The sequence below is a fragment of the Streptomyces sp. NPDC055078 genome (assembly GCF_053607985.1).
The window spans coordinates 1-7358 of the sequence record NZ_JBSGUP010000411.1 but is presented as its reverse complement, the minus strand read 5'-3'; the positions used below and the strand labels follow the sequence as shown (position 1 = coordinate 7358).

Sequence of the window (7358 nt, the reverse complement as noted above, 5' to 3'; positions counted from 1 at the left end):
GCCGCACACCCTCGCCGGAGGCGTTCAGCGCCGCGCCCCACCGGGCGCGGCGTCCCCGGCCGCGATGCCGGTGGACCGGAAGCCCTTCACCGGCCGCCCGACCGGGCCCTTGGCGGCCCAGTCCGTACGTACCCAGTAGAGGGTCTCCGTGTCGCGCTCCAGGCGGCCGAGCCACAGGGCCTTGGCCCACAGGCCGGCGCCCACGCCCGCGAGCAGCAGCCCCCCGGCGGCCGGGAGGGCGAAGGAACTGCCCACGGCGGCGAGGAAGGCGAGCGGGGGGAGCCAACGGCGGGCCCGGCGCCACTCCCGCAGGGTCACCCGGCGGTCCTGGAGGAAGTCGGTGCGCCCGGCGCGTACGGCGGCGTCGGCGAAGTGCCGGTAGCGGCCCCGCCGTACGACGGCGGTGACGGCAGCCGCGATCAGGAACAGCGCAGCCCCGGTCAGAGCGCCGATCCGGCGCCCGGTGAGTCCGGGCAGCAGCATGCCGACGCCTGCGGCGACCAGCCCCAGCCACCACAGGGGCGCGGCCCCCGCCCGTACGACCACCGCCACCCTCGCCAGCGACTTCGTCCCGCGCCCCACGTCCGTACTCCTCCCGGCAGATCCTGTTCGGGCGGGCAGGTTAGCGCCGTTTCCTGAGGGCCGTCTGAGAATCGACCGGGGAAGAGACCCGGGGGTAAGCGGGGACAGACCGGGGCCGTACGGAGGCGGTCAGTCCACGAACAGGCCCCGGGCGGCGGCACGGGCGTCGAACTCCTCCAGCCGGGCCTGGGCGTCGGGCAGTTCGTCGCACATGGCCTCCAGCAGCACCCGCCCCAGCAGCATCGGCCCACAGGCCGTGTCGAAGGAGAGTCCGGTGCCGACAGCCGCCGGGATCAGCAGATCGCTGTGGCGCGCGACCGGGGCGAACGCCGAGTCGGCGACCGTCACCACGGTCAGCCCGGCCGCGCGGGCGTACGCCAGGGTCTCCACCACCTCCCGGGGGTGCCGGGGCAGCGCGAAGCAGAGCAGGGCGCTCGCGCCCGCGCGGAGGGCGGTGTCGATCCGGTCGGCGAGCAGGGTGCCGCCCTGGTCGAGCAGGCGTACGTCCGGGTGGACCTTGGCCGCGAAATAGGCGAAGCCCCCCGCCTGCGCGGCGGCGGCGCGCAAGCCGAGCACGGGCAGCGGGCGGGAGGCGGCGAGCAGCCTGCCCGCGCGTTCGACGGGCGCGGGGTCGGCGAGCAGTTCGGACAACTGGCGCAGATTCTCGATCTCGGCCCGGACGGCCTGCTGATACTCGTTGAGTACGTCCTCGGTGGCCGCGCTCGTGGCGGCGGGCACCACTTCGCGGAGGTGCCGGCGCAGCGCCGGGTAGCCGTCGAAGCCGAGCGCGACGGCGAAGCGGGTGACGGACGGCTGGCTGACCCCGGCGACCTCCGCCAGTTCCACACTGGACAGAAACGGCGCGTCGGCGGCCCGGCGCACCATGCTGTGGGCGATCCGCCGCTGGGTGGGGGTGAGCCGGTGGCCCTCGAAGAGCTGTTGCAGTCGTGCGGCAGGGCCCTCGCTCATGCCATCCCCCTCATCGGGTGTCTCCTGCTCCGGCCCGGCCGGCTGTACCGCGCGTCGGCCGGCGCGGGGTCCGCGAACCGCTCCCCGGCACGGCGGTTTACTCAGCCTATTCAGTCACCGAGAACTCTGCATGACCATATGCAGCCCGCTGCGGCCCGGGCAAGCGCCACCGACCTGGGCCGCCCACGGGAGGCACCGACCGCTACCCGTAGGGGAAAGACTGGGGTTACCCCCACTGACTCGGAGGGCCCGAGCCCGTAGCGTAAACGCCATGGAAGCCCGCGACCCAGAGCTCAAGAAGGAGCTCGACGCCACCCTGCACGCCCGCCGTGACCTGGGCGAGGAGTACGAGTCCGCGCTCGTCGAGTCCTTCCTGGAGAAGGTCGAACAGCGCGTCGACGGCACGGTGGACCGCCGCGTCCGCCGCCAGCTCGCCGAACAGCAGATGGTGGTGGCCCGGGGCTCCCGCCCCCAGTCGTCCGGCGACCCGAACTTCGGGGAACGCTTCGGCTTCGGCATCATCTCGATGATCCTGGCCATCCCGCTCACCGCGATCGGCGTGGTGAACGCCGACCTGGAGGGCCTGGTCGTGGTCTGGGCGGGCATCTTCGGCGTCAACGCGGTCCACGCGGGGATGGGCTTCTCCTGGCTGCGGCGCGGCGGCAAGCGGAAGACGTCCGACTGGGACGACTGAAACAGCCTGCTCAGCCCTAGGGCGTGTTCACCCTGAGTGGTCCCCCGGGTCACGGCTTCGAGGCCGCCCGGATCAGCTGCAGCTGCCCGATCTCGGCGACGTTCTTCATCAGCTCGGCGTTCAGCCAGGCGATCATGTGTCCCACGGTGTTGTCCGGCGGGGTCTGCCACGGCAGTGTGGAGGCGGCGTCCAGATCGGCGTCGGTGAGCCGGTCGAGGACCGCCAGCCACTGGGTACGCAGATCCCGCAGCCAGGCGACGGCCGCCGGTCCGTCGCCCGGCCAGGTGACATCGGTACGCTCCCGGGGCGTACGTCCCTCCGCGTGGTCGATGGCAGTGCTCCACCACCAGCCGATGTGCCAGCTCACCCAGCCGATGGTGGGAACCGGCACGGGGTCGGGCTCGGTGTCGGCCCAGTCCGGCAGCCAGTTCCCCACGGTGTCCTGGCGCACCGTCCAGGTCAGGTCGGCGGGCTCCCACAGGAAGGCTTCGGGGTCGAGCCGCTCCAGGTGGTACTCGAACAGTGACCAGGTCATGTCGAACTGCCAACGCAGTAGCTCACAACGGGAATTCCTCATCGTTCGATCCTCGCACGCCGCCCCGGAGGGCAGCCGTCACATCGCCCGGTGCGGTGCATCGGGGTACGGCGCGCGACTGGCCGTCGCGTGAGCTGAACGTGGGGTGAATCCGCGCGAGCGTCGCGGGCTCACGCGAACGGAGACCCCTGCGAAACCACACCGGTGGATCACGGCCGAGGCCGCCGCCGGGTGACGCCCCGTAGCACCGCCCCTTCCGGCGCACCCGTCAGGCGCCCGTCCGGCACCCGTCGGGCACCCGTCAGGCGCCGGAGCCGGCCGCCGCGCCCGCCTCCTCCCCAGAGAAGCCGCTCTGACCTGCGTAAACACCCCTACGGGTAACCGTCGGATTTCCTATTGACAAGACCTTGACGCCGACAACAGGCGGCCCCTACGGTGCGATGAATACGTTTTCATAGTGGCTTCGCCGAGCCGTTGAAGCTGCCATCAAGCACCGAGATCCCCCCTGCCCCCCCCTGCGAGGAACCATGCACGCATCCCACGCAACTGGCACTGCCCGCAAGCGCAGAGTGACCGTTCCCCTGATCGCGGTGATCGCGGGTGCGCTGGCACTCGGTACGACCGCGTGCAACGTCCAGGACAAGCCGGGCGCCAAGGGAGCGGGCGGGCGGACGGACGTCCGGGTCGCGCTCGACTGGAAGAGCTATGTGGCCTACCACGCGCCCCTCATCGTCGCGGAGAAGAAGGGCTACTTCAAGAAGGAAGGGATCAACACCAAGCTCAAGCTCACCGGGGGTTCGAAGGACGGGGTGCAGGAGGTCGGCACGGGGAAGGCGGACGTGGGCTGGGTGGACCTCTCCACCGCGTCGTACTCGATGCTGGCCGGGCTGCCGGTGAAGGCCGTGGCCACGGTCCAGCACAAGAACGCCACCGGCCTGACCATGCTGGCCGACTCCCCGATCCGTAAGCCCGGCGACGTCCGGGGCAAGCGGATCGGCAGCACCCCCGGCGGCTCCGACTCCACGCTGGTGCCCGCCTTCCTGGCCGCCAACAACATCGACAAGGACGATGTGACCATCGTCAACCTGCCCGCCAACGGCAAGTTCGCCGCCCTGCTCGCCGGCGAGGTCGATGCCATCAGCGGCCAGGGCTACTACGCCGCGAGCGCCATCGAGGACGCGGGCAAGAAGTCCCGCACGATCCTGTACTCCGACGTCGGGGCGAACGTGCTCGACCACGGATTCGTCGCCTCCGAACGCTTCCTCAAGGGCAACGGCGAGACGACCACGGCGTTCCTGCGCGCCTACCGCCAAGGTCTGGACTACACCGCGAAGAACCAGGAGGAGTCCTGCCGCCTCGTCGCGGCCGAGTCGGGCGGCACCCTCACCGAGAAGTTCTGCCGCAGCCAGCTCAAGGGGTGGCTGGAACTGGTGCCGGGCGAGGACAAGAACGCCGCCTGGGGCACCAACAAGGAAGCCGAATGGAAGCAGACGCTCCATATCCTGAAGACCTACGGCGGCGCCGAGGGCGATGAGAAGCCCACCGACATGTACACCAACAAGTACCTCCCGGCGGACAAGTGATGGCCGCCAAGGGCGCCGGCGGAGGGCGCGGGAGCGAGCACACCGGCGCCGGGCGCGGGAGCGAGCGCACCGCCGAGATCCGGGTACGGGGCGTACACCGCGAGTACACCTCCAGGAAAGACACGACGGTGGCGCTGCGCGATGTCACCGCGACCATTCCGCACGGGCAGTTCGTCTCCCTGCTCGGCCCGAGCGGCTGCGGCAAGAGCACGCTCCTCCGGCTGATCGCGGGCCTGGAGCCGCCCAGCGCGGGCACGGTCGAGATCGGGAACGTGCCGGTCACCGGGCCCCACCCCGACCTCGGCATGGTCTTCCAGGAGGACCTGCTGATGCCGTGGCGCACGGTGCTCGACAACGTCCTGCTCCAGTCCGACGTACGCCGGGCCGACCGCACCGCGATGCGCGAGCGCGCCCACTCCCTGCTGCGCCAGGTGGGCCTCGACGGCTTCGAGAGCCGCTACCCGCGTGAGCTGTCCGGCGGGATGCGCCAGCGGGTCGGCATCTGCCGGGCGATCCTGCACGATCCGGCGCTGCTCCTGATGGACGAGCCGTTCGCGGCGCTGGACGCCATGACCCGGGACCAGATGGCGGTGGACCTCGCGGCCATGGCGGGGCAGCGTGACGCGACGGTGGTCTTCGTGACCCACTCCATCAGCGAGGCGGTCTTCCTGTCCGACCGCATCCTGGTGATGTCCGCGCGGCCCGGCCGGGTCGTCGCGGACATGGAGGTGGACCTGCCGCGCCCGAGGGGACTGCATGTCCGCGAGTCCTCGGAGTTCGCCGCGTACGTAGGCACCGTGACGGGTGTCTTCCAGGACCTGGGCGTCCTCCGCGAAGGCGCCGCCACGACCGAGCCAGGGAGCCGGCCATGAGCACTCGAACCCCGGCCGCCAAAGCCGCGACCCCGGTCGCCGAACCCCAGCGCCGGCGCCTGACCCGTATCGCCGCCACCCCCGGTGTCGCGCCGACGGTCATGATCGTGGGTCTCCTCATCGTGTGGGAGGCGTACGTCGCACTGTTCGACGTCCCCTCCTATCTGCTCCCGCCCCCGACCGAGATCGCGAAGGCGATGGTGGACGACTGGGGCCTGCTGTGGGACAACATGCTGGTGACGCTGGCCGAGACCATGCTCGGCTTTGTGCTGAGTGCCGTCGTCGGCGTCCTGCTCGCCGTGGCCATCGTCGCCTGGCCACTGGCCGGACGCGCGCTGTACCCGGTGCTCGTCGCCTCCCAGGTCGTGCCCAAGGTCGCGATCGCGCCCCTGATGGTCGTCTGGATCGGCACCGGGTTCACCCCGTCGTATCTGATCGCCTTCGTGATGGCGTTCTTCCCGGTCGTCGTGAACACCGTGCAGGGGCTGGAGGCGGCCGGCGAGGGGTCACGGAACCTGCTGCGGTCGATGGGCGCGTCGAAATGGCAGGAGTTCCACTATCTGCGGTTCCCCCATGCGGTCCCGTTTCTCTTCACGGGGCTTCAGTTGGCCATCTCGTTCGCGATCGTGGGGGCGATCGTCGGAGAGTTCGTGGGCAGCGACTCCGGACTCGGCTATCTGCTGATCGTCACCCAGGGGAACCTCCAGACCGACACCCTCTTCGCGGCCCTGGTCCTGCTGACCGTGATGGGTCTTCTCCTCTACTACGGCGTCGAACTGCTGGGCCGCCTGGTCGTCCGCTGGAAGTGACACACCGGGCCCGGCCCGGCTCCCCGAACCGAGCGGAGCCGAGCCGGGCCGGGCCCGGCCGGGCACCCGGCACCCGGCACCCGGCACCCGGCACCACCCGAACGCACCCCACCCCACTCCCCCTCATTTCACACTCCGCATTCCGCATTCCACACTCCGCATTCCACCGAACAAGGGACTCCACCACCGTGTCCACTCTCCCGACCGATCCGGTCTTCTTCACCGTCGACTGCCTTGAGTTCAGCAAGCCCGACCGGGCGCGCTTCGAGGAGTGGCGGCGAGGCAACGTCGGCTGTGTCCATGTGACCCTCGCCATCTGGGAGACGGCACGCGAGACCCTGTCGGTCATCGGGCAGTGGAACGACCTGCTGACCGCCAACGCCGACCTCATCGCGCAGGCCCGTACCGTCGAGGACATCGTGCGGATCAGCGAATCCGGTCGGACCGCCGTGCTGTTCGGCTTCCAGAACACCGCCCCGCTGGAGGACGACATACGCCTGGTCCGGGTGTTCGCCGATCTCGGCGTCCGGATCATGCAGCTCACGTACAACACCCAGAACAGCATCGCGGCGGGCTGCTGGGAGGACGACGACAACGGTGTCTCCAAGCATGTGGGCACCGGGTTCATCCGCGAGATGAACCAGGCGGGCATACTGATCGATCTCTCCCACTGCTCGGAGCGGAGCTGCCTCGACACCATCGACATCAGCTCGGCGCCGGTCGCGATCACCCACGCCAACCCCATCGAGTTCGTCGGCGACGGGGTGGAGCTGAACCGCCGGCCCAAGTCCACCGAGGTGCTGCGCAAGCTCGCCGACCGGGGCGGAGTCGTGGGACTGAGCCCGTACGTACGAATGCTGCGCGACGGCGTGGACACCAGCCTCGACGACTTCGTCGACATGATCCTCTGGACGGTGGAACGGATCGGCGTCGAGCACGTGGCGTTCGGCACCGACTTCTACACCGGCTACGGCAAGGACACGGTCAAGTGGTGGCGGGTGGGGCGGTGGGGCCGGGAGAGCCCGATCCCGATCGGCGACGGACCCGTGGTGGAGTGGCCTTCGTGGTTCCAGTCGCCCGAGGCGTTCCCGGGCCTGCTCGCGGCGCTGGCCGAACGCGGCCTCAGCACCGATGAGATCGCGCTGTTGTCCGGCGGGAACTGGATGCGGCTGTTCCGGCAGACGTTCCGGCCGGCCGGGGCCTGAGGTGCCCGCAGCACTCGCCGTAGCCGCCGTCCGTTCCCACGGTTGGTAGCATCGCGCGGATGCTGGACAAGTGCCCGTGACCCGGCGGGCGGGATGAGCAGGGACGGGC

8 protein-coding genes are annotated in these 7358 nt (G+C 70.4%); 5 read left to right on the top strand and 3 right to left on the bottom strand.

All coding sequences use genetic code 11. The features are described 5' to 3' along the window. Window positions 1-24 precede the first annotated feature (24 nt). Complete coding sequence (locus ACWF94_RS27725; RefSeq protein WP_453494108.1) at window positions 25-582, bottom strand: hypothetical protein; 558 nt, start codon at window positions 580-582, stop codon at window positions 25-27. A 129-nt stretch (window positions 583-711) separates the two neighbouring features. After that, entirely contained in the window at window positions 712-1551 is an 840-nt protein-coding gene (locus ACWF94_RS27720; RefSeq protein ID WP_453494105.1) for a MurR/RpiR family transcriptional regulator, read from the bottom strand. A gap of 271 nt (window positions 1552-1822) precedes the next feature. Between ACWF94_RS27720 and ACWF94_RS27715 the strand changes: the two genes are divergently transcribed. Beyond that, window positions 1823-2245 (top strand): hypothetical protein, encoded by a 423-nt coding sequence (locus ACWF94_RS27715; RefSeq protein ID WP_453494102.1) that lies wholly within the window; start codon window positions 1823-1825, stop codon window positions 2243-2245. Window positions 2246-2294: 49 nt separating this feature from the next. On the opposite strand, the gene ACWF94_RS27710 is transcribed toward ACWF94_RS27715, so the two are convergent. Further along, window positions 2295-2822, bottom strand: coding sequence for a DinB family protein (locus tag ACWF94_RS27710; protein WP_453494099.1), 528 nt, complete (start codon window positions 2820-2822; stop codon window positions 2295-2297). 485 nt (window positions 2823-3307) lie between these two features. Between ACWF94_RS27710 and ACWF94_RS27705 the strand changes: the two genes are divergently transcribed. The 4 genes from ACWF94_RS27705 (at window position 3308) to ACWF94_RS27690 (ending at window position 7249) form a co-directional block, all read left to right on the top strand. Next, window positions 3308-4363 carry an ABC transporter substrate-binding protein gene (locus ACWF94_RS27705; protein ID WP_453494096.1) on the top strand — a complete coding sequence of 352 codons (1056 nt, stop codon included), beginning with the start codon at window positions 3308-3310 and terminating at the stop codon, window positions 4361-4363. After that, entirely contained in the window at window positions 4363-5235 is an 873-nt protein-coding gene (locus ACWF94_RS27700) for an ABC transporter ATP-binding protein (protein ID WP_453494093.1), read from the top strand. Before ACWF94_RS27705 ends, ACWF94_RS27700 begins: the two co-directional genes overlap by 1 nt. Beyond that, entirely contained in the window at window positions 5232-6044 is an 813-nt protein-coding gene (locus ACWF94_RS27695) for an ABC transporter permease (RefSeq protein ID WP_453494090.1), read from the top strand. Before ACWF94_RS27700 ends, ACWF94_RS27695 begins: the two co-directional genes overlap by 4 nt. Before the next feature lie 188 nt (window positions 6045-6232). Beyond that, window positions 6233-7249 carry a dipeptidase gene (locus tag ACWF94_RS27690; RefSeq protein WP_453494087.1) on the top strand — a complete coding sequence of 339 codons (1017 nt, stop codon included), beginning with the start codon at window positions 6233-6235 and terminating at the stop codon, window positions 7247-7249. Window positions 7250-7358: the final 109 nt, after the last annotated feature.